The 24,686-nt window shown below is 64.8% G+C and carries 20 protein-coding genes and 2 pseudogenes; 11 read left to right on the top strand and 11 right to left on the bottom strand.

The window, feature by feature from the left end:
- Nucleotides 1-144 precede the first annotated feature (144 nt).
- Nucleotides 145-343 (top strand): annotated as a pseudogene (locus AC5V87_RS30020) (EAL domain-containing protein); the annotation flags it as partial.
- 8 nt (nt 344-351) lie between these two features.
- Here AC5V87_RS30020 and hutU read toward each other — a convergent pair.
- The 3 genes from hutU to hutI are packed head-to-tail and all read right to left on the bottom strand — an operon-like array spanning nt 352 to nt 4,802.
- The gene (gene hutU / locus AC5V87_RS30025) at nt 352-2,022 is read right to left on the bottom strand and encodes a urocanate hydratase (protein WP_495368617.1); all 1,671 of its coding nucleotides are present in this window, start codon (nt 2,020-2,022) and stop codon (nt 352-354) included.
- A gap of 9 nt (nt 2,023-2,031) precedes the next feature.
- Nucleotides 2,032-3,591: a histidine ammonia-lyase gene (hutH, locus tag AC5V87_RS30030; protein WP_495368618.1), complete on the bottom strand. Its 1,560-nt coding sequence runs from the start codon at nt 3,589-3,591 to the stop codon at nt 2,032-2,034.
- Complete coding sequence (hutI, locus tag AC5V87_RS30035) at nt 3,588-4,802, bottom strand: imidazolonepropionase (RefSeq protein ID WP_495368619.1); 1,215 nt, start codon at nt 4,800-4,802, stop codon at nt 3,588-3,590. The genes hutH and hutI overlap by 4 nt, the downstream gene beginning before the upstream one ends.
- A gap of 100 nt (nt 4,803-4,902) precedes the next feature.
- On the opposite strand from hutI, the gene AC5V87_RS30040 reads away from it, so the two are divergent.
- The 7 genes and pseudogenes from AC5V87_RS30040 to AC5V87_RS30070 form a co-directional block, all read left to right on the top strand.
- The gene (locus AC5V87_RS30040; RefSeq protein ID WP_495368620.1) at nt 4,903-6,261 is read left to right on the top strand and encodes a formimidoylglutamate deiminase; all 1,359 of its coding nucleotides are present in this window, start codon (nt 4,903-4,905) and stop codon (nt 6,259-6,261) included.
- Nucleotides 6,258-6,986 carry a histidine utilization transcriptional repressor HutC gene (gene hutC, locus AC5V87_RS30045; protein WP_456836818.1) on the top strand — a complete coding sequence of 243 codons (729 nt, stop codon included), beginning with the start codon at nt 6,258-6,260 and terminating at the stop codon, nt 6,984-6,986. Before AC5V87_RS30040 ends, hutC begins: the two co-directional genes overlap by 4 nt.
- A gap of 106 nt (nt 6,987-7,092) precedes the next feature.
- Complete coding sequence (locus AC5V87_RS30050; protein ID WP_495368621.1) at nt 7,093-8,037, top strand: ABC transporter substrate-binding protein; 945 nt, start codon at nt 7,093-7,095, stop codon at nt 8,035-8,037.
- 73 nt (nt 8,038-8,110) lie between these two features.
- Complete coding sequence (locus tag AC5V87_RS30055; protein WP_456836816.1) at nt 8,111-8,884, top strand: ABC transporter permease; 774 nt, start codon at nt 8,111-8,113, stop codon at nt 8,882-8,884.
- The gene (locus AC5V87_RS30060; RefSeq protein ID WP_456836815.1) at nt 8,881-9,666 is read left to right on the top strand and encodes an ABC transporter ATP-binding protein; all 786 of its coding nucleotides are present in this window, start codon (nt 8,881-8,883) and stop codon (nt 9,664-9,666) included. Before AC5V87_RS30055 ends, AC5V87_RS30060 begins: the two co-directional genes overlap by 4 nt.
- Nucleotides 9,659-10,891, top strand: coding sequence for a Zn-dependent hydrolase (locus AC5V87_RS30065; RefSeq protein WP_495368622.1), 1,233 nt, complete (start codon nt 9,659-9,661; stop codon nt 10,889-10,891). The genes AC5V87_RS30060 and AC5V87_RS30065 overlap by 8 nt, the downstream gene beginning before the upstream one ends.
- A gap of 65 nt (nt 10,892-10,956) precedes the next feature.
- A pseudogene (locus tag AC5V87_RS30070) lies at nt 10,957-11,627 on the top strand (catalase); the annotation flags it as partial.
- Here the strand turns inward: AC5V87_RS30070 and AC5V87_RS30075 are convergent.
- From AC5V87_RS30075 to AC5V87_RS30085, 3 genes are all read right to left on the bottom strand, one after another.
- The gene (locus AC5V87_RS30075) at nt 11,547-12,560 is read right to left on the bottom strand and encodes a helix-turn-helix domain-containing protein (RefSeq protein WP_495368623.1); all 1,014 of its coding nucleotides are present in this window, start codon (nt 12,558-12,560) and stop codon (nt 11,547-11,549) included. The pseudogene AC5V87_RS30070 and the gene AC5V87_RS30075 sit on opposite strands and share 81 nt — an antisense overlap.
- A gap of 263 nt (nt 12,561-12,823) precedes the next feature.
- Nucleotides 12,824-13,600 (bottom strand): BA14K family protein, encoded by a 777-nt coding sequence (locus tag AC5V87_RS30080; protein ID WP_495368624.1) that lies wholly within the window; start codon nt 13,598-13,600, stop codon nt 12,824-12,826.
- 173 nt (nt 13,601-13,773) lie between these two features.
- Nucleotides 13,774-14,127 (bottom strand): hypothetical protein, encoded by a 354-nt coding sequence (locus tag AC5V87_RS30085; RefSeq protein ID WP_456836811.1) that lies wholly within the window; start codon nt 14,125-14,127, stop codon nt 13,774-13,776.
- A 785-nt stretch (nt 14,128-14,912) separates the two neighbouring features.
- On the opposite strand from AC5V87_RS30085, the gene AC5V87_RS30090 reads away from it, so the two are divergent.
- Nucleotides 14,913-15,917, top strand: coding sequence for a glycosyltransferase family 2 protein (locus AC5V87_RS30090; protein WP_495368625.1), 1,005 nt, complete (start codon nt 14,913-14,915; stop codon nt 15,915-15,917).
- A 395-nt stretch (nt 15,918-16,312) separates the two neighbouring features.
- Nucleotides 16,313-17,473: an MFS transporter gene (locus AC5V87_RS30095; RefSeq protein WP_495368626.1), complete on the top strand. Its 1,161-nt coding sequence runs from the start codon at nt 16,313-16,315 to the stop codon at nt 17,471-17,473.
- A 6-nt stretch (nt 17,474-17,479) separates the two neighbouring features.
- On the opposite strand, the gene AC5V87_RS30100 is transcribed toward AC5V87_RS30095, so the two are convergent.
- Nucleotides 17,480-18,469 carry a Bug family tripartite tricarboxylate transporter substrate binding protein gene (locus AC5V87_RS30100; protein WP_495368627.1) on the bottom strand — a complete coding sequence of 330 codons (990 nt, stop codon included), beginning with the start codon at nt 18,467-18,469 and terminating at the stop codon, nt 17,480-17,482.
- Between the two features lie 297 nt (nt 18,470-18,766).
- Here AC5V87_RS30100 and AC5V87_RS30105 point away from each other — a divergent pair, with 297 nt between their 5' ends.
- On the top strand, nt 18,767-21,604 hold the full coding sequence (locus AC5V87_RS30105) for an ATP-binding protein (RefSeq protein WP_495368628.1): 2,838 nt from the start codon (nt 18,767-18,769) through the stop codon (nt 21,602-21,604).
- Nucleotides 21,605-21,939: 335 nt separating this feature from the next.
- Here the strand turns inward: AC5V87_RS30105 and msrA are convergent, their stop codons facing one another.
- From msrA to AC5V87_RS30125, 4 genes are all read right to left on the bottom strand, one after another.
- Nucleotides 21,940-22,410, bottom strand: coding sequence for a peptide-methionine (S)-S-oxide reductase MsrA (gene msrA / locus AC5V87_RS30110; protein WP_495368629.1), 471 nt, complete (start codon nt 22,408-22,410; stop codon nt 21,940-21,942).
- 168 nt (nt 22,411-22,578) lie between these two features.
- Nucleotides 22,579-23,001 carry an OsmC family protein gene (locus AC5V87_RS30115; RefSeq protein ID WP_495368630.1) on the bottom strand — a complete coding sequence of 141 codons (423 nt, stop codon included), beginning with the start codon at nt 22,999-23,001 and terminating at the stop codon, nt 22,579-22,581.
- Nucleotides 23,002-23,169: 168 nt separating this feature from the next.
- Complete coding sequence (locus AC5V87_RS30120) at nt 23,170-23,859, bottom strand: VOC family protein (protein ID WP_495368631.1); 690 nt, start codon at nt 23,857-23,859, stop codon at nt 23,170-23,172.
- Nucleotides 23,860-23,906: 47 nt separating this feature from the next.
- Nucleotides 23,907-24,575 (bottom strand): sensor histidine kinase, encoded by a 669-nt coding sequence (locus AC5V87_RS30125; RefSeq protein WP_495368632.1) that lies wholly within the window; start codon nt 24,573-24,575, stop codon nt 23,907-23,909.
- Nucleotides 24,576-24,686: the final 111 nt, after the last annotated feature.

Consider the following 24,686-nt stretch of genomic DNA (forward strand, 5'->3'; position numbering starts at 1 on the left):
CGCACATCCTCCGATGCGGCCGACGTGCGGCGATCTGCAGCGCCCATGCGCATGGTTAGCAGGACGTGACCACGAACAAGCCGACGAGGTCGAAGCACCGCCCCAGGCGGTCTGTACGCTTGACGGGACCTGACCAATGCACGCGGCCTGTGCGGCGACATGGAGATCGCCTGCGTCGTCGAGGGCGTCGAGACCCGCGCACAGCTCGACACCTTGCGCCGTTTCGGATGCGACTACATCCGGGTATTACTTCGCAAAGCCGATGCCGAGCGATGCGATCGGCGACTACCTCGCGAACGAGAGGCAACACCTCGATGGTGCAGTGGCCAAGGTCGTGGCCTGAGGGCGCGGCTACGTCGAAAGGCTCGGCAGATCGAGCCCCTTGTCACGGGCGCAGTCGATCGCGATGTCGTAGCCCGCATCCGCGTGGCGCATCACGCCGGAGGCAGGATCGTTCCACAGCACGCGCTCGATGCGCTTGGCGGCTTCCGGCGTGCCGTCGGCGACGATCACCATGCCGGCATGTTGCGAATAACCGATGCCGACGCCGCCGCCATGATGCAGCGAGACCCACGTCGCGCCGCTGGCGCAATTTAGCAGCGCATTGAGCAAGGGCCAGTCGGACACGGCGTCCGATCCGTCCTTCATCGCCTCGGTCTCGCGATTGGGGCTCGCTACCGAGCCGCTGTCGAGATGATCGCGGCCGATCACGATCGGCGCCTTCAATTCGCCGCGCGCCACCATCTCGTTGAAGGCAAGGCCGAGGCGATGGCGATCGCCGAGGCCGACCCAGCAGATCCGCGCCGGCAGGCCCTGGAACTTGATACGCTCCTTGGCCATGTCGAGCCAATTGTGCAGATGCTTGTCGTCAGGCATCAGCTCCTTGGCCTTGGCGTCGGTCTTGAAGATGTCCTCGGGATCGCCCGACAGCGCGGCCCAGCGGAACGGCCCGACGCCGCGGCAGAACAGCGGGCGAATATAGGCGGGCACGAAGCCGGGAAAATCGAAGGCGTTCTTCAGGCCCATGTCCTGCGCCATCTGACGGATGTTGTTGCCGTAGTCGAGGGTCGGAATGCCCTGCGCATGAAAATCCAGCATGGCCTCGACGTGCTCGACCATCGACGTCTTCGAGGCACGCTCGACCGCCTTCGGATCGGAGGCGCGCTTGGCTTCCCAATCGGCCAGCGTCCAGCCCTTCGGCAAATAGCCGTTGATCGGATCATGCGCGCTGGTCTGGTCGGTGACGATGTCGGGCTTGACGCCGCGGCGCACCAGCTCCGGGAAAATCTCGGCGGCATTGCCGAGCAGGCCGACCGAGACCGCCTTCTTCGTCTTCCTGGCCTCTTCCATGATCGCAAGGGCTTCGTCGAGCGTTGCAGCCTGGAGATCGAGATAGCCGGTGCGCAGCCGCATCTCGATGCGGCTCGGTTGGCACTCGACCGCAAGCATCGAGGCGCCGGCCATGGTCGCCGCCAGCGGCTGCGCCCCGCCCATGCCGCCGAGGCCGGCAGTGAGGATCCATTTGCCGGCGAGGCTGCCGCCATAATGACGACGGCCGACCTCGACAAAGGTCTCGTAGGTGCCCTGCACGATGCCCTGGCTACCGATATAGATCCAGGAGCCCGCGGTCATCTGGCCGTACATCATCAGACCCTGGCGATCGAGCTCGTTGAAATGATCGAGCGTCGCCCAGTGCGGCACGATGTTGGAGTTCGCGATCAGCACGCGCGGTGCATCGGCATGGGTGCGGAAGATGCCGACAGGCTTGCCGGACTGCACCAGCAGCGTCTGGTCAGCTTCGAGCTTGCGCAAGGCCGCGGTGATCCGGTCAAAGCTCTCCCAGTCGCGCGCGGCACGGCCGATGCCGCCATAGACGACCAGCTCGCTCGGGCGCTCCGCCACGTCGGGATCAAGATTGTTCATGAGCATGCGCAGCGGCGCTTCCGTCAGCCAGCTCTTGGCGCTGATGTCGCTGCCGCGGGGAGCACGGATGGTGCGGTCATTGTCCAGTCGGCGGTTCATGTGGACCTCTTAGTCGAGTCGCGGAAACGGATCGGATGGAAGCGCCGAGAGCGCTGCTGCTGGCAATGCGTCGGCTTCGATCAGCGCGGCGGCCCTGGCGAGGTCGCCGGCCATATAGCGGTCGGCACCGAGCGCAGGCACCTGCTCGCGAAGCTTGGCGATGACAGCGACGAGCGGCGCGCTGGTCGCATGCGGCGCGCGCAGCGTGATGCCTTGGGCGGCGACCAGCAGCTCGATGCCCAGAATGGCCGCGAGATTGTCCGCCATATCGTAGAGACGCCGCGCAGCGTGCGCGGCCATGGAAACGTGATCTTCCTGGTTGGCGCTGGTCGGCGTCGAGTCGATCGAGCAGGCCGCGGCCCGCTGCTTGTTCTCGGCATAGAGCGCCGCGGCCGACACCTCGGCGATCATGAAGCCCGAATTGATGCCGGGATCTTGGGTGAGGAACGGCGGCAGGCCGAAATTGAGCGCGGGATCGACCAGCGTCGCGATGCGCCGCTCGCTGATCGCGCCGATCTCCGACAGCGCCAGCGCGATTTGATCGGCGGCAAAGGCCACCGGCTCGGCGTGGAAATTGCCGCCGGAGACAATCTCGCCGGTCTCGACCAGCACCAGCGGATTGTCGGTGACGGCATTGGCCTCGACGATCAGCGTGCGCGCGGCTTGCGTGATCAGGTCGAGCGCCGCGCCTGCGACCTGCGGCTGGCAGCGCAGGCAGTAGGGATCCTGCACCCGCTCGTCGCCCTCGAGATGGGAGAGGCGGATGTCGCTGGCATCGAGCAGCGCCGTCAGCGTGGCGGCCGCGGCGATTTGCCCGGCATGGCCGCGCAGCGCCTGAATTTCGGAACGGAACGGCGCTGTGGAGGCCATTGCCGCATCGACCGACAGAGCGCCGGTGACAAGCGCGGCCCTCGCGAGACGAAATGCACGCAGCACGCCTGATAGAGCGTAGGCCGTCGAGAACTGCGTGCCGTTGATCAGCGCCAGCCCCTCCTTGGGGCCGAGCGTCAGCGGCATAAGGCCGGCAGCGGAGAGCGCCTCGCTGCCGGATACGATCCTGTCATCGAGAAGCGCCTGCCCCTCGCCGATCATCACCGCGGTCATATGCGCGAGCGGCGCGAGATCGCCGGAAGCGCCGACCGAGCCTTGTTGCGGCACCAGCGGATAGACACCCCGCGCCAGCATCGTCTGCAATTGCTCGATCACCTCGCGGCGGACGCCGGAGGCGCCACGCCCGAGCGAGATGATTTTCAGCGCCATCATCAGGCGGACGATCGGCTCGGGCGTCGCCGGCCCGACGCCGCAGCAATGCGAGACGATGAGATTGCGCTGGAGCAGCGCAGTCTGGTCCGGCGGAATTCGCTTCGAGGCCAGCTTTCCGAACCCGGTGTTGATGCCATACACCGGCGCGGCAGCATGCGCGGCGTTCGCGACAATCTCCGCAGCCGCCTCGATGCGCGGCCAGAACGAGGGATCAAGCGCGACCGACGCACCCGCAAGCACGCGCGCGAGATCGTCGAGAGTGACCATTCCCGGCTTGACGACGATCGCTGCGCCCTGCTCCCTCACCGGCCCCTCCATACCCGCCGATGCAGCGGATTGAAGCCGATGCGGTAGACCAGCTCGGCGGGCCGCTCGATGTCCCAGATCGCGAGATCACACCATTTCCCGGCTTCGAGCGTTCCGGTTTCATCGAGCACGCCGAGAGCGCGTGCGCCTTCACGGGTCACGCCCGCGAGGCACTCGGCGACATTCATCCGGAACAGCGTCGCGCCCATGTTCATGGCGAGCAGCAGCGAGGTCAGCGGCGAGCTTCCAGGATTGCAGTCGGTCGCGAGCGCCATGGGAACGCCGTGCTTGCGGAATGCCTCAACCGGCGGCTTCTGCGTCTCGCGGATGAAATAGAAGGCACCGGGCAAGAGCACGGCGACCGTTCCCGTCTTTGCCATGGCGGCAGCGCCAGCTTCGTCGGTATGCTCCAAATGATCGGCCGAAAGCGCCGAAAATTTTGCGGCGAGCGCCGCGCTGCCGAGATTTGAGAGCTGATCGGCATGGAGCTTGACCGGCAAGCCAAGCCCCTTCGCCGCCTCGAACACGCGCGCCGTCTGCTCAGCCGAGAACGCGATACCTTCCATGAAGGCGTCGACGGCATCGGCAAGGCCGGCCTTCGCGACCGCAGGCAGCATCTCCTTGCACACGAGATCGATGTAATGGTCCTTGTCGCCGTCGGCTTCCACCGGCAGCGCGTGTGCGCCAAGAAAGGACGTGCGGATCGCCACCGGCCGCTGAGCGCCGAGGCTGCGGGCGGCGGACAGCTGCCGCATCTCGGTCTCGGTATCGAGACCATAACCTGACTTGATCTCGACCGTTGTGGCACCCTCGCCGATCAGCGCATCGAGCCGCGGGAGCGCGCTTGCGACAAGCTCGGCTTCGCTCGCCTTGCGCGTTGCGGCCACCGTCGAGACGATGCCGCCGCCGGCCCGCGCGATCTCTTCATAGGTTGCGCCCTTCAGGCGCAGCTCGAATTCATGCGCGCGGCTGCCGCCATAGACGAGATGGGTGTGGCAATCAACGAGGCCCGGCGTGATCCAGCGTCCCTCGCAATCGATCCGCTCGATGGCGTCCGCATCGGCCGAGAACTCCGCCGCAGTGCCCGCATAGACGATGAGGCCGGCGCGCGCGGCGATCACGCCATGCTCGATCTCGCCGAGATCGGGACGGTCGGCCCGCAGCGTGGCGAGCCGGGCATTATGCCAGATCCGGTCGAAGCGCTCTGCCATGAAGGTGTCCCCTTCGCGGATATCCCTGCATCCTGGAATGCTTGACTTATATGTCTAGACATATAATCGTAAGGCGGTTCTGTCCAGCCGCCGTGTCAACATGTCCCGACTGCATTTCGCCTCCGCGCTCCTGCCCTCGGGCTGGGCCAATGACGTGCAGGTGGTGATCACCGCCGGCGCGGTCGCGGCAGTGACGCCAGGTGTAGCGCCTGCCGCCGGCGACGAACGCCACGCCATCGCGCTTCCCGGACTTGCAAGCCTGCACAGCCACGCCTTCCAGCGCGGCATGGCCGGACTCGCGGAGCTGCGCGGCGACTCGACCGACACGTTCTGGACCTGGCGCGAGACGATGTATCGCTTCGCGCTGGCGATGACGCCGGACGACGTCGCGGCTGTTGCAACGTTGCTCTATGTCGAAATGCTGGAGCAGGGATTTACCCGCGTCGGCGAATTCCACTATCTGCATCACGATCGCGACGGCTCGCATTACGGCGATATCGGCGAAATGGCCGGGCGTATTGCGCAGGCTGCCGAGGCCTCGGGCATTGCACTGACGCTGCTGCCGAGTTTTTACGTGCACGGCTCTTTTGGCGGCGCGGCGCCGCATGACGGCCAGCGCCGCTTCATCTGCTCGGTCGATCAGTTCGCCGCATTGATGGATGCCTCGCGCAAGGCGATCACAAGCTTGCCGGGCGCCAATATCGGCATTGCGCCGCACAGCCTGCGCGCGGTGGCGCCGGACGAGCTTACGGCGATCATTCCGCTTGCCGACGGCGGGCCGGTGCACATTCACGCCGCCGAGCAGGTGAAGGAAGTCGAGGATTGCCTCGCCTGGTCCGGCCGGCGCCCGGTGCAATGGCTGCTGGAGCACGCGCCGCTCGATCAGCGCTGGTGCCTCATCCACGCGACCCACATGACCGATGAAGAAGTCAGCGCATTTGCGAAGACTGGTGCGGTGGCAGGCCTTTGCCCCATCACCGAGGCCAGCCTCGGCGACGGCATTTTTCCTGCGCGCGAATTTCTCGGCGCCGGCGGCGCGTTCGGTGTCGGCACCGACTCCAACGTGCTGGTCGGCGTCGCCGACGAATTGCGGCAGCTCGAATACGGCCAGCGCCTGACCCACCGCCAGCGCAACGTGCTCTCCAGCGGCGCAGGCCGCTCGACGGGGCGCACGCTGTTCGATCAGGCGCTTGCAGGTGGTGCACAAGCAATGGCACAAGCCGCAGTCGGCCTAACGCCCGGCGCGCGCGCCGACATCGTCACGCTCGACGCCGCCCATCCGTCGCTGGCAGGACGCGCAGGTGATGCGATCATCGACGGCTGGATATTTGCGGCAGGCAGCGGCGCGATCGATTGCGTCTGGGCGGGCGGCAACAAGGTCGTGGAAGGCGGCCGGCACAGACTGCGCCAGGCCGCGCGCGAGCGCTTCAACGCGGCGGTGCGGAGGCTTGTCGCATGAACCTCGCCACCGATGCGGCTGACAAGCCGACGCTCTACAAGCGTATCCGCGCCGACATCGAGAAGCGGATCCTCACCGGCGAGTGGCCGCCCGGACATCGCATCCCGTTCGAGCACGAGCTGGTCGCGCGCTACGGCTGCTCGCGCATGACCGTGAACAAGGCGCTGTCGGAACTGGCACAGGCGGATCTGATCGAGCGGCGGCGGCGCGCCGGCTCGTTCGTGCGGCGGCCGCAGCATCAGTCAGCCGTGCTCAAGATCGCCGACATCCGGGCCGAGATCAGCGCGCTCGGGCGCGCTTACGGATACGAGCTGACCGGCCGCAAGTTGCGAGCGGCGACTGCCGTCGACCGCGAGCGTCTTGGCGTCAAAAAGGCCGGCAAGGTGGTCGCGATCACCTGCCGCCACAGCGCCGACAACGTGCCCTTCGCGGTCGAGGACAGGCTGATCGATCTTGCGTCCGTGCCGAGTGCGGCGACCGCAGACTTCTCGCGCGAGCCGCCGGGCTCGTGGCTGCTTCATCATGTCCCATGGACTGAAGCCGAGCATACGATCAGCGCCATCGTCGCGGATGATCGTACGGCGGAAGCGCTCGACATCGCAATCGGCGCGCCCTGTCTCGTGATCGACCGCTATACCTGGCGCAGCTCGCGCACGATCACCGCGGTGCGCCTGCTCTATCCCGGTGACTCTCACCGCCTTGTCGCCCGATTCAAGGGAGGCTGAGAGAACGATGTCGGCACAATTCGTGCAATGCTTCGGGCAGCGGTCCATAGCGGCCGACAGAGATCAACAGGACGTCAATCCATCGATCGGCAAGAGGACGACAATCATGCGTAGTTCGACGATTTTTGCGACAATCATTGCCCTTGCGGCCGCCACTCCCGCGCTCGCCGACGACGTCAAGGTCGGCATCGGCATCTCCGGATGGACCGGCTTCGCGCCGCTGACGCTGGCGAAGGAAGCGGGCATCTTCAAGAAGAACGGCCTCGACGTCACCATCAAGAAAATCCCGCAGAAGGACCGCCATCTCGCGATCGCCTCCGGCGACGTCCAGTGCGCCGCGACGACGGTCGAGACCTGGATCTCCTGGAACGCCAACGGCGTTGCCACCAAGCAGATCTTCCAGCTCGACAAGAGCTATGGCGCCGACGGTATGGCCGTGCGCAACGACGTCAGCGCGATCAAGGACCTGAAGGGCAAGACCGTCGCAGCCTCCGCGCCCGGCACCTCGCCCTATTTCGCGCTGGCCTGGATGCTCAAGAAAAATGGTCTGTCGGTGAAGGACGTTACCGTCGTGAATCTCGAGCCGGCCGCGGCCGCACAGGCCTTCGTCTCCGGCCAGAACGATGCCGCGATGACCTATGAGCCGTACCTGTCGACGGTTCGCGCCGCCCCCGATAAGGGCAAGATCATCGCGACCACGCTCGACTACCCCATGGTCATGGACACCTTTGGCTGCACGCCGAAATTCCTCAGCGAGAATCCCAAGGCCGCCAAGGCGCTCGCCGACAGCTATTTCGAGGCGCTCGACATGATCGCCAAGGATCAGGCCAAGGCCTATGAAATCATGGGCGCCGACGTGAAGCAGACCGGGGAGCAGTTCGGCAACTCGGCAAAGTACCTGCGCTGGCAGGACAAGGCCGCGAACCAGAAATTCTTCGCCGGTGACTTCCTGACCTTCAACAAGGAGGCCGCCGACCTCCTGCTCGAGATCGGCATCATCAAGGCGGCGCCGAAGGTCGAGGACCTCTTCGACGCGAGCTACATCAAGTAAATCGCCCAGGAGCTGCCGGCCCCGTCTCGCGGCGGGGCCGGCAAATCCGTTCACTGTCCGGATAGATTCGTCGATGCGTCCCCTCGACCCTGTTACATCGAAGCAGCGCGTGGCTTACGGCCTTGCGTTCTTCGTGCTGTTCGTTGCGCTCTGGTCGTGGGCGACGCTCGGCGGCCATGTGTCGAAGACCTTCCTCGCCAACCCGCTGACCATGGTGCAGGAAGGCTATGACCTCCTGGCCAAGCAGGGCTTCATCTACGACATCGGCATAACGATCTGGCGCGTCGTCGGCGGCTTCGCACTTGCCGCGATCATTGCGGTGCCCCTCGGCGTGCTGATGGGCGCCTACAAGCCGGTCGAGGCGTTCCTCGAGCCGTTCGTCTCCTTTGCGCGCTATTTGCCCGCCTCCGCTTTCATCCCGCTTCTGATCCTGTGGGCCGGCATCGGCGAGTTGCAAAAGCTGCTCGTCATCTTCATCGGTTCGGTATTCCAGGTCATCCTAATGGTCGCCGTCACCGTCGGCGCCACACGACGCGATCTGGTGGAAGCCGCCTATACGCTCGGGGCCACCGATCGCGGCATCATCCGCCGCGTGCTGCTGCCCTCTTCCGCACCCGAGATCGCGGAAATCCTGCGCCTGGTGCTGGGTTGGGCCTGGACCTATGTCATCGTCGCCGAACTGATCGGCTCGTCCTCGGGCATCGGCCACATGATCACCGACAGCCAGGCGCTGCTCAACACCGGCCAGATCATCTTCGGGATCATCGTGATCGGCCTGATCGGCCTGCTCTCGGACTTCATGTTCAAGGCCTTCAACGCCTGGCTGTTTCCGTGGAGGCTCGCATGACGACGCTCAAAATCGAGCAAGTCTCGCGCACCTTCCCCGCGCGCCACGGCAACGCGCCGACGAGAGCGCTGGAGCCGACCGACCTCACCATCGGCAACAACGACTTCGTCACCATCCTCGGCCCCTCCGGCTGCGGCAAATCCACGCTGCTGCGCATCGTCGCCGGCCTTGATCGTCCGACCAGCGGCCGCGTCACGCTCGACGGTCGCGAGGTCACCGGCCCCGGCGCCGATCGCGGCATGGTGTTCCAGTCCTACACGCTGTTTCCCTGGCTGACCGTGCGCGAGAACATCGCCTTTGGCCTGCGCGAGCGCGGCGTGTCCGAGGCGGAGCGTCACAAGATCGCCGACTCCTTCATTCGCCAGGTTGGATTGTCCGGCTTCGAGAATCACTGGCCGAAGCAGCTCTCCGGCGGCATGCAGCAGCGCACGGCGATCGCGCGAGCGCTTGCCAATGATCCCAAGATCCTGCTGCTCGACGAGCCCTTCGGCGCGCTGGACAACCAGACCCGCGCGCTGATGCAGGAGATGCTGCTGGGCATCTGGGAGCGCGACCAGAAGACCGTGCTGTTCGTGACCCACGACATCGAGGAGGCGATCTTCCTCGGCAGCCGCGTCATCGTGATGAGCGCGCGTCCGGGCCGGATCAAGGCCGAGATCATTGTGGAGCTGCCGCATCCGCGCTCCTACAAGATCAAGACCACGCCGGAATTCGTCCAGCTGAAGGAACGGCTGGTCGAGGAGATTCGTACCGAGGCATTGAAAGTTGCCGAACATGCCTGACACCAAGCTGCGCGCCAACGGCGAGCGCGTCCTTGCCGACCTCAACGCGCTCCGCGCCATCGGCGCCTACAAGACCGGGGTGCACAAGCCGACCTTCTCCGAGTCGCACAGGCAATCGTTGGACTGGCTGATGCAGAAGCTGCCGGAGGCTGGCCTCTCTGCTGCGATCGACGGCATCGGCAATGTGCTCGGCACCAGCGCGAAGGCCGGGCCAAAGCTGCTGGCGGGCTCGCATCTGGAGAGCCAGAACTATGCCGGGTGGCTCGATGGCCCGCTCGGCGTCGTCTATGCGCTCGAGGCCGCGCGCGTGCTCAACGCCAATGCTTCCGTCAAGGGCGCGGTCGAGGTGGCCGCATGGTGCGACGAGGAAGGCCATTTCGGCAGCTTCCTTGGCTCGCGCTCCTATATCGGGCAAGTGACCGAGGCCGAGATCGATGCCGCGCGTGACCGCACCAGCGGCCGCGCCATGCGCGAGGCGCTCGCCGACTTGGGTCTCGCCGGGCGGGCACGCGTCGCGGTCGAGCCGGGACGGCACCTCGGATATCTGGAGGCGCATATCGAGCAGGGCGACACCCTCGAAAGCGGCAAGCTCGCGATCGGCGTCGTGACCTCCATCGTCGGCATCTGGCAATACAAGATCAATTTCACCGGCGAGCAGAACCACGCCGGCACCACGCGCATGGCCGTGCGCAAGGATGCAGGGCTCGCGCTCGCCAAGTTCTGCGTCGCGATCGATGAGCGTTTTCCTGACGCGTGCGGGCCGCGCACGGTCTGGACCACCGGCCGCATCACGCTCGATCCCGGTGCGCCGAGCATCATTCCCGGCGGCGCCGAGATGCTGTTCCAGATCCGCGACGCCGACCCGGCCGTGATCGCGCGCATGGAGGAGTTGCTGCGGACCATGGCCGACGAATTCAATGCGAAGGGCCCTTGCACCGTCACCGTAGAGAAAATCCGCACCGGCGCGCCGGCCATGATGAACCCGGGCATACAGGATGCGATCGAGGCCGCGAGCAAGGCTCTTGCAGACGGACGCTGCATCCGCATGCCCAGCGGCGCCGGCCACGATGCGCAGATGCTGGCGACCGTGATGCCTGCAGGCATGCTGTTCGTGCCGTCGATCGGCGGCATCAGTCATCACTGGACCGAAAATACCACTGATGCCGATATCGTCACCGGCGCGGAGGTTTTCGTCGATGCCTGCCGGCGGCTCCTCGGCGGTTAGCCGGGCATCGTTCAGCCGACGCGAGGCAGCCAACTCCGCGCGCTCAGCCATGCACGCATCTTCAGGATCGCGCCAATCTGGTGCTGCGCGGCTTCAACTTCAAGCTCGGTGACGAGGATCATCGATCCGACATTCTCGTCGAGAGCGCGCCGGTGCATTTTGCGCGAACGCTCGACCAGATGCTGGCCTTCCTGGAAGCGCGTATTCCGGGCGCGGACGGCAAGCCCGATGTAGCGAAGGTCAAGGCGTTCTTGGCGGCCAACCCTGAGACGCTCAACCAGGCCAACTACGTCGCCGCGCGTCGGCTACCCGGAGGCATTGCCGGCACCACCTACTGGGGCGTGCACGCCTTTCCGGCAACGAATGAGCAAGGTGAGACGCGCTTCATCAAGTTCAAAGGTGGCCCCAAGGCCGGCGGCGACATCACGCTGAGCGAGGACGAAGCGAGAGCGAAACCGGCTGAGCTCCTGCGCGACGATCTCGGCACGCGGATCGCGGCAGGCGATGCCCGGTGATGGCGCTGCTCGATCGTCCCGGCGATCACACCAGGGACGTCACGATCCGCTGGCCTGAGGAGGATGATCGCGAAGAGGTGCGCCTCGGCACGATCGTGATCACCGCATTCGAGCCGAACGAGGCCTGCGATGCCTCCATTTTAAATCCGGCCAATCTCGCCGATGGCATCGCCTACCCGCCGGACGAGATCTTTGCCGCGCGGCGCTCCGTCTACACCATTCACGCCCCCACGGCTCGAGGCGCCAAGTGCCTCACGGCGCCATATCGCCGGACTGACGCCGACGATCGAGGAGAACACGCGCGTGAAGTGGCTCTGGTTGGCAAAGCCGGCCGAGATCGCGATCTCCGACAGCGGCAGGTCGCGAACGCTCATCAGCTGCTTGGCGGTCTTGATGCGCTGATGCAGCAGCCATTGGTGCGGCGGCAGGCCGATCGAAATCCGGAACGCGCGTGAGAAATGGCTGACCGAAAGGTCGAGCTCGGCTGCGATCTTCTGCAATGAGAGCTTGCCGCTGAGATCGGATTCGAGCCGCTCGCAGGCGCGCTTCGCCTGCCATGGCGCGAGGCCGCCGCGGGCGGAGACAGACATGCGCTGAAGCCCGCCATAGGTCTGAGCAACATGGGCGGTCAGGCCGAGCATCATGTGATCGACGAAGAGCTGATTGGCCTCGTCCGGTCTGCGCAGGCCCTCCTGAAGCGAGGCGCCGATGTGGCGGATGATTCCGTCATCGTGGCCGACGCCGATCTGACAGTCGAGCTCGTCGACGCGCGGCGCACTGCACTGCTCGGCGATGCTGTCGAGCGCCGAACGTGGAATGTAGAAAAACAGCGAGTGGAACGGCTTGTCGATGACGTAGCGCGGATCGCACTTGAGATCGTAGAGATAGGTCGTCCCGGCGCAGACATCCGTCCGCATGACGCATTTGCCGCGTTCCCAGAGCTCGCAGTCCGGATAATCGTGCAGCTTCAGGCTGACGAGAAAGGCATCTTCAGCGGTCAGCGAGCCGGACAGGCCACGCACCGGGCGGTCATTGCGGGTTTCGGTGACCGCGAGCGCAGCGCTGCGCAGCGAGCGCGTGACCAGCGACGGCGGCGCATCCTTCAAACGCAGGCACTGCCCCAGCCTCTGCCCGTAGGCGCCTGCCTGTGTCATCGGGATCGTCCTTCTGTGGAAGCTCAAGTGCAGGCCACAGGGCGCTGCAATCAGGAGCGCACATTATCGGACATTCGCCAATAGTCGTCCACGCTCGCACGCGGCGAGCTCGTCACGGATTTTCACAAATGCACGACGCACGCCGCGGCGTCCCGCCGCACCACCGCGTCCTAGAATGAGGTGCCGCCGCCGAGTGAGGCGGCCGCACCTCGCTGCCCATAGCGGCAGGTCAGCTAGACGTGTTTCCAAGACACCGCTCGAACTTATGGGCAGGAATGCCGCCGTCCGTTATAGGCCACGTAAGTTCCGGATGCCGGATCGTAGGTCTGAAAGTGCTGGCAGCTGTAGCCCCCGCGCGGTTTCTGCTCAACGCGAGCTGGTTCGGCTGGCTTGATAGCCGATTTGCTGTATTCCGTGGTCACCGGTTGGACTACGGGGGCGGACTTCACGAAAGCGGCGTAGCTGTTTGCCCAGGCGGGCAAGGAGGAGACACCGGGCCTCTCTTCCACAGCGGCGGGTTTCCGTTCCGTAGAGCGCCGCGCGTCCGCCAGTTCGGTTGCAAGCGCTTCGGCCCTGTCGTGCTCCTGCTGCAGAGACTGCCACAGTACCGCCGTCGCGCTGTCGACCGCTTGGCTGAACTGGTGCGCCTCGCCGTTGGGCATCGACAACAGCTTCCCGACGTACCGCCATGCCTTCACCAGTTCTTTCTCGAGCGCCTCGGCCCTGTCGTGCTCTCGCTGCAGAGACTGCCGCAGCTCCGCTGTCGCGCTGTCGACCACCTGCTTGAGCTGCGCCGCCTCGTCGTCCTTCGGCAATGGCTTCTGTTGCGCCATCACCGGCGGGATGATCGTGATGAGCTTGGATAAATCCTGCTGAGTGGCGTATTGCGCCACATAGGCGACGACTTCGGCATTGAGACAGAACCCGATGAGCGTGGCCGTGACGAAGGTTGGGGCGATCCAGGAAATTGCAAATCGCCGCCGCGCGTCTGACGCCTCGGGGATGACCACGTTCGGTGTGGTCTCAATCGTATGGCGCATGTAAACCACCCCCGGTTATCAGGCCATTGCTTCTTCACTTCGCCGGAAGCCTAATCCCGCGCGTTGTGGGCCTCAAGTTGCTCTTTTTGGTGATAGCTCCTCGTTGATCGTTCCGGCTGTCATGCAGTTCGCTAGGGCTGTGAGACGTTCCGGAGCCCACCTGCAGAATGGTCCTACTTCTTGAGAATGCCAATATCGGTGTTGCCCAAGTTCTTCATGGCGCGTTCAGCGGCCGGCGTATCCACCGCGTTATCATGCAAGGTTGGAGCCTGCGTAACCGAGGAAGCATCCACGTCGCCGCCAGTCGCTGCATGGCTGAGCGCGTTGCCCACGTCGGGACCGGAGGAGCCCGCAGTGCCGCTTAGGGTATGCCCGGTCGATAGGGTGCCGCCCGCATAACCTGTCGAGCCGGTGGCCGCAGTTCCACTCGCCGCGGAGCCGCCACTGCTCGATTCGCCCGCACTCTGGGCAAAGGCGAGCGAGGCGCCGCCAACGAGTAAGATCAAGACGACGGCGATGTGGTTCAACGAGCGATCCTCTAGATGAACAAGCGCTCAATGAGTTGGGTGGCCGATCGTTCCATAGGGGCCTACCGCTCCCGCCTGCAAAGCAGGAGAGCGTGGCCATGGCGCAAATCCTCCACGAACGAGCTGACGAAAGGATGGCATACGCTACCCAGTGCCGGTCAATTTGGCTCCGGCGTGGGCTCCAACAGACGGTCATGGCAGCGCCGAGCAGGAGGCTGGCCGGTCGCGCCACCCCTTACATCTATTGCCATATCGCCAGACTGCCCGAGCCGGATGAATGTTGAGGGCTGGGCCAGCACGATGCTCTTGGCCCGAACAGCTTTCTCGGCCCCAACTTTGCCCGCCAGCGAGTTGGTGGCCTCTTTTTGCGCCGACGCAAGCCGTGACGCCTCACCAAGCTCCGCTACGCCGCGCTCTTTGCCTCGCGATTTCCGAAGTGAAGAAGCTCGGCGGAGACGATGTGCCGGATTTTCCCGGTGCAAGGGCCGACTTCTTGCCTACCGCAAATCTCAGCTGTCACCAACCAAAACGAGTATTTCCAAGTTTTCCTTATGTTGGTTGCATCGACATTAACATGTGTGAAGCGTTTTCTCGTTGTGATCTGCTTCAAAACATCGCGGCCGCGCCACCGTCATGCAAATGGACGATGACGATGTGCCCCTCGGTGTCCAGCGTCCGGCCAACTCGGCTTACTCAGCGCGAGGATGGTCTACTTTGACTGCGATCAGTTTCGATCGGACGCGAGGACGATCTTCAGCAATCGCTTCTTAGTGAGGAGCTACCGAATGGACAGGTTGCAGGCCAAGCGGCGCGGCAGCTCCCAAGGCTCGGACTTCCGGCCATTCATTTCGGTCGCGATACCAACCTTCCGCCGTCCAGACATGCTGCGCCGCGCGGTCGAAAGCGTGCTGCAGCAGGACTTCTCCGATTGGGAATTGGTTATAAGCGATGACGAAGGGCCGGCGGGCGAGAGTTGGCATATTTCGTGCGAGTATGCCCACAAGGAGCCGCGCATCCGAGTTATCGAAAATCGCAGAGGCCGTGGTCAGGTCGAGAACACGAACAACGCGATGCTTACGTGTCGCGGCCCCTGGATCAAATTGTTGCATGATGACGACTGGCTAGCGCCAGGAGCGCTCACAACTTTCGCGAAGCTTGCGAGGGCTTACCCAGCCGCAGCATTTATGACCTCCACATGCCATCTCGTTCAGGACAACGGCATAAGGTACCGACGAGGAGGCGAGATTTACTGTTATTCAAGTCAGCAGTGCCTAGCGGATCTCTATTTGGCGGGGAAGACCCGGTTGCTGCGGATGGTCCCTTCGACACTGCTGGTCAACGGCAAGGTCGTCAAAGCCGGCTGCCTGATGCGAAACTACCACTCGATAAGTTGGGGAGTGGACCAACTGTTCTTCGTTGATCTGGCCTGTCACGGCGACATGGTGGCGATAGACGATGGTCTTATCTTTTACGACATGACGGACCACGCAAGCATCACGGCTTCCGGATCGTTCACCCAAATTGACCAGGAGACATTTGATCTCAAGCGTCTCACCTGGAGCCTTTTGGAAGATAAGAGAGCGCTTCCCAATCCCGAAACGATCGTGCGTGCACTACGCGTTGCTCGACTGCGCGGACGGATCGGCCGCCAACCAATCGTCGCAACTATCCGCGATGCAATTCAAATCCTTCGGCCCTCGGTTCTGAGAGCTGCCAACAGGACCATGCGAGCCTGGGCGCGCGCTCCGGGGATCATACTCGTGCTTTCTTGTGGAAACGCTCTGATCTGATGTGCTCTGATTTGATCCACCGCTTGGCGGCCTGCCACTTCGCTCGTTGGCGCCACAGCGGCTGACGGCGTTGTGCACGCCATCGAGATGTTGGCGAGACGAACTAAACAGCGCCGTCCGTCCACGCAAAGCCTTAGGGCTCAGGAGAGCAATCCGCCCTGCCCTTGGGCCACTCGCGCCGACGCTGCCGCGTCCACCACAAGCCCGGCTCTCGAAAATCACGACCATATGATCGCCCCTCAAGGATGAGCCGGTCCGGCCCAGACCGGCGCAGAGAGGCCTGCAACAACTGTTCGGTTGCGATATTGCCACCCCTCTCCCCGACATAAAGTCGCGGCAATCTTCGGGCTTGTCGAGTGCACCCTCCTCCGTCTGCTTCTTCTTCCGGAGTTCCCATGCATTCTGCCGATCGGCCGCCGACCCGTCTTGCGACGCGGCTCGCCTTTCTCGTCGCGGGCTTCGGCATCGCGTGCTGGGCCCCGCTGGTGCCGTTCGCAAAGGCGCGGCTCGCCGTCGACGACGGTGTGCTCGGACTGCTCCTGCTCAGCCTCGGGATCGGCTCCGTGCTTGCCATGCTGCTGACCGGCGTCATGAGCGCGCGCTACGGCAGCCGGCCGATTATCATCACGGGCGGCCTCGGCCTTGCGCTAATCCTGCCGCTTTTGGCTGTCGCGAGCGCGTCCGCAACGCTGGCTCTGGCGCTGTTCGTCTTCGGCGCGGCGCTCGGCTCGATCGACGTCGCCATGAACATCCACGCGGTGGAGGTGGAGCGCGATGCGGGCCGGCCACTGATGTCCGGCTTCCACGCGCTGTTCAGCATCGGCGGCTTTGCCGGATCGGCTTTGATGACCGCGCTGCTCTCCCTGCAACTCGGGCCCCTCACCTGCACGCTGATCTGCTCCGCCCTAATGCTAATTGCGATGCTGGTCACCGCGCCGCGTCTGCTTCGCTCCGTGCAGGTGCAGGAGGGACCGCTGTTCGTGGTGCCGCACGGCTCGGTGCTGCTGCTGGCGCTGCTCGGCGCCATCACGTTCCTGGTCGAAGGCGCGATGCTCGACTGGGGCGCACTGCTCGTGATCGGCGCGGGCCTCGTCTCCGAAGCGCAAGGCGGGATTGGCTATACCGTGTTCTCGATTGCGATGACGATGGGGCGGCTCGGGGGCGATGCCATCGTCGCCCGCGTCGGCGACCGCGCGACATTGCTCTGGGGCAGCCTGATTGCGATCGCGGGCTTTGTCGTGCTGCTCACGGCTCCCGTGGCTGCGGTTGCGATCGGCGGCTTCCTGCTGATCGGCCTCGGCGCATCGAACCTCGTGCCGGTGCTGTTCCGCCGGGCGGCGCGGCAGACGGTGATGCCGACGGGGCTTGCGGTGGCGGCGATCACAACCGCGGGCTATGCCGGCATCCTCATCGGCCCCGCCGGCGTCGGCTTCATCGCGCGTATCGGCGGATTGCCTCTGGCGTTCTGGCTCTTGGCCGCGCTGATGGGTCTCGTCACGATGTCGGCGCGCATCGTCACGGCGGAGCGGCGCCAGGCCATACGCGTCGACGCCTGAGCGGCTTCACGGCTTGCCGAGCCCAATCGACTTGATCACGGGCGCCAGGCTCGCCGCCGTCGCCTCGACGATGCGCTGGAATTTGTCTGGGCTCGAATCGCTGTCGGGCTCCATGCCCTGGGCCCGGTAGCTCGCCTGGAGCGTCGCATCGGCCATGGCAAGGCGTGTTGCTTGCGCGATCCGATCGATGATCGCATCCTCGGTGTTCCCAGGCGCGAACAGGCCGAACCAGCCGTCATAACGGAGGTCCGGCATGCCGGATTCGATGGCGGTCGGAATCTCCGGCGCAACACTCAGCCGTTTTTCGGTGACGACCGCGAGCAGCCGAATCTTGCCGGCCAGGCTCAGCTGCTGCAATGGTACCGACATCACGGCAATGACGAGCAAGATCTGGCCGCTGACGAGGTCGTTGCTGGCCTGCGCGATGCCGCGATACGGTACATGGACGATGTCCAGACCGCCCGCCCGCTGTTTGAAGGATTCGCCGACCAGGTGATTTCCACTCCCGATACCGGGCGTCCCGTATGACAGTTTTCCCGGATTGGCCCTGGCGTAGCCGATCAGCTCGCGCAGATTGGCGGCGGGCACCGATGGATGGACGGCAAAGACCAGCGCACTGCTGATGAGCCGGTAGATGGCTCGGAAATCGTCCATCCTATAGGTCGGAGTCTGCGACAGCAGCGGAATGATGGCCTGCGTGCTGTCGTTTCCGAGCAGAAGCGAGTAGCCGTCCGGCTCTTCGCGCGCGATTGTAGCCGTCCCTAGCGCGCCGCCCGCACCGCTGATGTTTTCGACGAAGGCCGGCCCAAGCAGCGATGACATCTTCTCCGCCCAGGGGCGCCCGATCTGATCGCCCGATCCGCCCGCCCCGTACGGGATCACGAGGCGTATCGGGCGCGACGGATAATCGGCGGTTCGTCCACTGCGCGGGCTTGCGGCAAGCGCCGCTGCGCCCGGCAATGCATGGACGATCTGTCGCCGCGAGAGGGAAGGCATATTTGAATCCCGAAGTCAGTTGTCACTGTCGAGGCGGGACCCGCTCCCAAACCATTCCATCGCAGCAATGATTCACCACCGTCAATGCTGCCTCCAGTTTAGTCGGCGTCGTCGTTGCCCTGTCATGTTCGCCTAACCCATTCCTTCTTAAGCAGGATTCCCGGTGCCGGCTGACCCAAGCGGTGCACGCAGGGCTGCCAGCCCTGCCCCTCTGCTTTCGGCCAGTTTACTGTACGTCTCGTTCTGATAGAGCAAAAAGTCATACCTTTTGACTCCCGTTGCGGGGGGCCATGGCGCGTGCCAGATCGTAGCGAAGACTCGGCTATTTCCTTCGGGCCATTTCGACTGTTTCCGAAGTCCCGGCTCTTGGAAAAAGAGGGCTCGCCTCTGCATGTCGGCGGCCGTGCGCTCGATATTCTCATTTTTCTAGCCGAGCGCCCTGGCGAGGTCGTCGACAAGAGAGAGCTGGTCAAGCGGATCTGGGCCGACGTCAATGTCGACGAGGGCAGCCTGCGCTTCCATGTCGCAGCGCTGCGCAAGACGCTCGGCGATACCGGCAAGTCGGCCCGTTATATCGTCAACGTGCCCGGGCGCGGCTATTGCTTCGTCGCCTCGTTCGCTCAAGCTGCGGCGTCCCCCGCGCAGCCCACCGTCGACATCCTGCCGCCGCGCTCGCTGCCCGCGCCGCTCTCCAAGATGGTCGGGCGGGAGGAGATCGTCGAAAAAATATCGAACGGCCTTTCGCTCCATCGCTTCATGACCGTGGTCGGTCCCGGCGGCATCGGCAAGACCGCCGTCGCGGTCACCGTCGGGCACCGCCGCTCAGCGGATTTCGGCGGCCGCGTCTTCTTCGTCGATTTCGGTCCGCTGCGGGATGGCAGCCATATCGCGACCACCATCGCCTCCGCACTTGGCCTCACCATCAGCGCGGAGGATCCGACGCCGGCTCTCCTGACGTTCCTGAAAACCAGCCCGGCGCTGCTGATCTTCGACAGCTGCGAGCATGTGCTGGATACGCTCGCCCCGCTGGTCGAGCGCATCGTTCGCGATGTGCCGCAGCTTCGCGTGCTCGCCACCAGCCGCGAATCGTTCCGGAGCGAAGGCGAGCGCATCTTCCGGCTGTTCCCGCTGGATTGCCCGCCCGAGCGCGAGGGCCTCGGGGTCGACGACGTGCTCGCCTATCCCGCGGCGCAGCTCTTCGTCGATCGCATTGCGCAGAGTTCGGGTCCGTTCCAGCTCAGCGCGGAAGAAGCGCCGCTTGTCGCCAGCATCTGCCGGCGCCTCGACGGCATTGCGCTCGCGATCGAGCTCGCGGCGGGCCGCGTCAACGCCTACGGCATCGCCGGCACGGCATCGCTGCTCGACAGCCGCTTTTCGCTGCAATGGCGGGGACGGCGCACCGCCGTGCCGCGACACCAGACCCTTGCGGCGGCGCTCGACTGGAGCTACGACCTGCTGCCTCCGGCCGAAAGCGCCACCTTGCGCCGGCTCTCGGTCTTCGCCGGGCCGTTCGCGCCGGAAGCGGCCGCGGCGGTTGCCGCCGGCGACGGCCTCAGCGCCTCGGAGACGCTGGAGGCTATCGACAGCCTGGTCACCAAATCGCTGATCTCGCCGTCGGGCTCGCGGATGCTGCGCTATCGCCTGCTCGACACCACGCGCACCTACGCGCAGGGCAAGCTCGCCGAGCTCGGCGAAACCAGGCAGTTCGCGCGGCGCCATGCCGAGCACTTTCGCGATTTCTTCCAGCGCGCCGAAGCAGACTCGTCGACGCCGCTGCCGGAATGGCTGGGTATCTATGGCGCCGAGCTGGACAATGTGCGCGCGGCGCTCGACTGGGCCTTCGCGCCCGACGGCGACGCTGCGCTGGGAATCGCGCTGACCGCAGCTACGGTCACGATGTGGGTGCGCCTGTCCCTGTTCGCCGAATGCCGCGAGCGCGCGCGAACGGCGCTCAGCGCGCTCGGAGATGCCGGCGACGAGCGTATCCGCATGCAGCTTCTGTCAGCGCTCGGCTGGTCGCTGATGTATGGCGAGGGCCGCGCCCGCGAGGCGCGTCCGATCCTGGAGACGACGCTGGAGCTCGCCGACCGGCTCGATGATAAGGACTTTCGCCTCCGCGCGCTGTGGGGCTTGTGCATCGACCAGTTCAACAACGGGCAATTCGGCAAGGCTCGCGCGCTGGCCGATCGGTTTGCGAATGCCGCGGCGAACTCGCCCGACCGGACCGATGCGATGCTGGGCGACCGGCTGATGGCCGTGGCGCTGCACTATCTCGGCGAGCAGAACGAGGCGCGCATCTGCATCGACCGGGTGAACGCATCGCTGCATGTGCTGGCGGAGAAGCCAAAAATCTTCCCGCTCGACCTGCGAATATCCACGCAATATTTCCGCGCTCGCATCCTGTGGCTGCAGGGCCTCGCCGATCAGGCGCAGGCGCTTGCCGCCAGGAACATCGAGGAGGGCCGTGCCAACGGCCACGCGCTGACGTTCTGCAGCGTGCTGGGACAAGCCACCTGCCCGATCGCGTTCTGGGCCGGCGACTTCGAGGCCGCGGAGCGCCACGGCGCCGAGCTCGTCGAACACACCGAGCGCCACGCCATCCGGCTGTGGGGGCTGTGGGCGCGAGCCTTCAACGCCGCGGTGATCGCAAGGCGCGGCGATATCGCGACAGGCCTGCCGCTCCTGCGCGAAGAGCTCAATCGCGCCGGCGATGCGCGCTTCCTGCCGCGCTTTCTCCCGCTGCTCGGCGAGCTCGCCGCGTGCTGTCTGGAGGCCGACCAGATCGACCGCGGCCTCGACGTGATCGAGGACGTCCTGACCCGCTGCAACGACCGGCAGGAGCTCTGGTATCTGCCGGAGCTGATGCGCATCAAGGGCGAGCTGATGCTGAGGAGCCCGCGGCATGCGGGCGCCGCCGAAGCGCGCTTTCGCGAAGCCATGGGCATTGCAGCCCAGCAGGGCGCGCGGTTCTGGGAGCTGCGCTGTGCGACCAGCCTCGCGCGATTCATGATCGGCGCCGCCCGGAGCAAGGAAGCGCTGCCGGGTCTCGAAAACGTCTGTGCCGGGTTTACCGAAGGCTTGGGGATCGCCGACATGCGCATCGCGCGCGACCTGATCGCGCAATTGCGGAGCTGACCGCGCCTTCCGGACTAAAGCGCGATAAGATCAGGTGCATCATCATCGCGCTCTCGCTTTTATTTGCGCATGATCTTCCCGGAAAACCGCTGCGCACTTTTCCGGAACATCCTTTAGCAGGGCTATCGCTGACCCTGCGGCCATCCTTCGAGACGCCCGCTTTGAGCCGGCTCCTCAGGATGAGGGCGGAGTACGCGGCAGTCGTTTCAGCGCGGCGGTGCCGATGAGCCTCATCCTGAGGAGACCGCCACCGCGTCCCGCAAGGCGCGGCCCGGTGACAGGCTCAGCGGTCGTCTCCAAGGACGAGGCGCGCGCTCAGCCGGACGACGCCGTCTCTAGCCGCCCGCAACAGCCGCGCGCCGCGGCAGCTTCCAGTTGGGCCGGATGAAGTGGCAGGTGTAACCGTCGGGATAACGTTCGAGATAATCCTGATGGTCCGGCTCGGCTTCCCAGAACTCGCGCGCCGGCGCGACTTCGGTGACAACCTTGCCGGGCCACAGGCCCGAGGCCTCGACGTCGGCAATGGTGTCCTCGGCGATCCGCTTCTGCTCGTCGCTCGTGTAGAAGATCGCCGAGCGGTAGCTCGTGCCGAGATCATTGCCCTGACGGTTCAGCGTGGTGGGATCGTGGATCTGGAAGAAGAACTCCAGCAAGGTCCGGAAGCTGGTCTTGGCCGGATCGAACATGATCTCGATCGCTTCGGCGTGGCCTTCGTGGTTGCGATAGGTGGCATTCTTGACGTGCCCACCGGTGTAGCCGACGCGGGTCGAGATCACGCCCGGTTGCTTGCGGATCAGATCCTGCATGCCTCAGAAACAGCCTCCGGCCAAAACTGCGCGCTCCATCGTCATCTCTCCGCTCCCGATTGATCGCCCTGCATCCGTCTTATCATATGCATTCGGCTGCCCGTCCGAAAGGCAGGCATTCGCCCATGTCCACCCGGTTCCTCAGAACCGGATGGACATTGCTCGTCTTTAGCCGAGCTTGGCGTCCAGCGTGATCGCGGCGTTGAGCACTTTTGACACCGGACAGTTCTTCTCGGCCTCGCCGGCGATCTTGGCAAATCCGGCCTCGTCCAGGTTTGGTACTTTGGCCCGCAGGGCGAGCGCCGATTTGCTGATCTTGAAACCCTTGCCTTCCGGCTCGAGCGTGACGGCGGCTTCCGTCGAGAGCTCGTCCGGCGTGAAGCCGGCCATCTGAAGGCCAAACGCCAGCGCCATGGTGAAGCAGCCGGCATGGGCCGCCGCGATCAACTCCTCGGGATTGGTGCCCTTCTCGTTCTCGAAGCGGGTCTTGAACGAATAGGGCGTATCGGCGAGCACGCCGGATTCGCTCGACAGATGGCCGGTGCCGTCGCGACCGGTGCCCTTCCAAACTGCTTTTGCCTTGCGGATCATCTCGGTTCTCCTTGTTTGTTTTACAACACCGGCGCTCCGTACCGGTGGAAGGCGACATCGGCGTGATCGCCTGCGCCGTTCCAACCGATCGAGCGCCGCAGCGGTTCCGATGCAAACCGAAGCGAGCGTGAGCGAATGCAAAGTGGCGCGCGACCAACTGCGTTCTCGTTAGGACGGCAGCGGCTGGCCGGCCTGCTCGCGGACGATGTAGTCGGCGTACCAATCCGCCCAGTTCTCGTCATGCCCGCCGGTCCGCTTCTCGTGCTCACCATGCGCCACCGCCGCGCGGCGCATGGTCGCGGCGAGTTCGGCCGTCGAGGCGAATGTCGTGCTGCCTGCCTCGATGCGCCCAGGCAGTCGCGTCGTGACTTCCTGGAACAACCAGCCATTGCCGTCGGGATCGCTGAACGAGGCGAACGAGCTGTAGCTGCCTCGCTTCGGGTCAGCGCCACTGACGCGAGCGCTGCCGAACAGATATGGCTCATCAGGACCGGTGTGCACATCGCCGCCGCCGTGGAATGCTGCGCTTACCGCGATGCCGCGGTCGAGCAGATCCTGCCGGGCCGCCTCCAGATCGGAGACGATCAGGTACAGGCCGCGCACCGCACCGGGCGCTGCAGCCGTGACGTTCCGGCCGAAGATCACCGAGCAGGCCGAACCTGGCGGCGTGAACTGGATCACCCGCCAGTCGTCGCCAGATGTAAAGTCCGCGTCCAGTCGCCAGCCGAGCCGCGTGTAGAACGCCTTAGCGCGGTCGACGTCGGACACGGGGATGACGACGACCTCGAGCTTCAGATCGAGGCTGCGCGATGTCGAAGGCTTGGCCGCGGCGTCGCGGTCGATATCGAGTGTGGCCATGTTGAACTCCCGGATGTGAGGTGCAGCGATTACGAGTAGAGACGTTTTTAGTCAGCCGCCGGCATCACGATGGTTACCCGCGTGCCGCCCTGCCCGGTCTCGCCGTGCAGCCGCGCCTGGATGCTGCGGGCGAGCCCTTCGAGGATACGGCTGCCGGTGCCCTGAACCGGACCGGTCGCACCGATGCCGTTGTCGGCGACTGTGCAGAGCCAGGCGCCGTTGCGCCTCGCCATGTCGATGCGGATCAGCGCACCGTTCTTGTTCGGGAAGGCATGCTTTGCCGCATTCGTCACCAGCTCCATCAGCATCAGCGCGAGCCGATGACATTGCGATGCCGACAACGTGCCGCTCGCGAGCGCAGCTTCGCAGCGGATGCCCGCCGGCGCTAGCACCGCTTCGGAGAGCGCTCCGCACAAATTCTCCAAGAAGGCTTCGATAGAGACCGGCGATGAATCACCGCTGTCGGACAGAAGCTGGTAGAGCCTGCCGAAGGCGACGATGCGCCGCTCGAACCGGTCCACCGCAACCGAAACGTCCCTTGGCCCTGCCCGCGTGAAATCGCGACGGACTGACGCACCCAGCAGCGTCAGCGTGTTCTTCATCCGATGATGTGATTCCCGCAGCACCAGCTCCCAATCGCGCGACTGATCGTCGAGATTGGCCACAAATTCAGATCGAACGACATGGTCGTTCGGCCGAGCGCCGATACCGGACATCATAGCCTCCCGTTTGACGTAACACTGAGCTCGGAGACCATACTGGATGCAGTTTGCGCGCATCGCTCGTTAGACGTTGCAAGATTCTGTTATGATCGGCGGCAAACAGAG

Source organism: Bradyrhizobium sp. SOJA106, assembly GCF_059448745.1.